This window comes from Parendozoicomonas verongulae, assembly GCF_009711465.1.
In the GTDB taxonomy this organism is placed as follows: Bacteria; Pseudomonadota; Gammaproteobacteria; order Pseudomonadales; family Endozoicomonadaceae; genus Sansalvadorimonas; species Sansalvadorimonas verongulae.
Window position 1 is genome coordinate 1 of record NZ_SMME01000614.1, and the last position, 1098, is coordinate 1098.

The window sequence follows — 1098 nt, forward strand, 5'->3', positions numbered from 1 at the left end:
TTGAACGCTTTCCCCAAAAGGGTCACATGTCCGGGTAAGATTTTCTCAACGTTCATTAATTCCTGGAAGTAACGGATACTCAAGCATAAGCAGGTTTCGAACCCTGAATATAACTGCTTATCAAGTTGTAGTTCATCAAACTGTTGCCATGCATCCATATCAATGAAAATGTTTGCTATACCCAGTTCGATCTCCTTGTCTTCGCAGGGGGTGTTCACCTTCCCTTCGGCCGCCTGAGTACGCAACCGGGTAAGGATGTCCAGCGCCGTTTTCAGGCTATCTTCCCCCCCCATAATCTGAAGATGTATACCCAGAGCCAGTTCGATCTCCTTGTCATCACAGGGGGTATTTACCCGTCCCCCGGCGGCCCGGGTGCGCAGCCGGGTAAAAATGTCCAGAGCCGTTTTCAGATTGTCTGCGCCCCCCATGATCTGGAGATGTCTGCCCAGCGTTAACTCGATCTCTCTGTCACCACAGGGGGTGTTCACCTGCCCTCTGGCCGCCCGGGTACGCAGCTGGGTAAAAATCTCCAGGGCCGCCTTCAGGTTGTCCTCGCTCCCCATAATCTGAAGCAGTCTGCCCAGAGCCATTTCAATCTCTTTGTCATTACAGGCCCTGTTCTCCTGCCCTCCGGCCGCCCGGGTACGTAGCCGGGTGAAGATATCCCAGGCCGCTTTCAGGTTGACCGTACCCCCCAGAGCCTGAAGCAGCCTGCCAAGAGTCAGTTCAATCACCCTGTCCTCGCAAGGGGTGTTCACCTGCCCTCCGGCCGCCTGGGTACGCAGCCGGATAAAGATATCCAGAGCCTTTCTCAGGTTGTCCACCCCCCCTATGGCCTGGAGATTTTTGCCCAGAACCAGTTCAATATCCTTATCATCACAGGGGGTGTTCATCTGCCCTCCGGCTGCCAGGGTACGCAGCCGGGTAAGGATCTCCAGGGCCGTTTTCAGGTTGTCCGCCCCTCCCATAACGAGAAGATGCACAGCCAGTGCTAACTCGATCCCCTTGCTCTCACAGGGTATGTTCATCTGCCCCCCAGCGGCCCGGGTACGCAACTGGATAAAAATGTCCAGGGCCGTTTTCAGGTTGTCCGTGCCC

General features: G+C 55.4%; 1 protein-coding gene. It reads right to left on the bottom strand.

Translation table 11 applies throughout. The annotated features are described in order from the left end of the window. A partial coding sequence (locus E1189_RS01885; RefSeq protein WP_196221035.1) for a hypothetical protein occupies window positions 1-1098 on the bottom strand: 1098 nt, incomplete at both ends.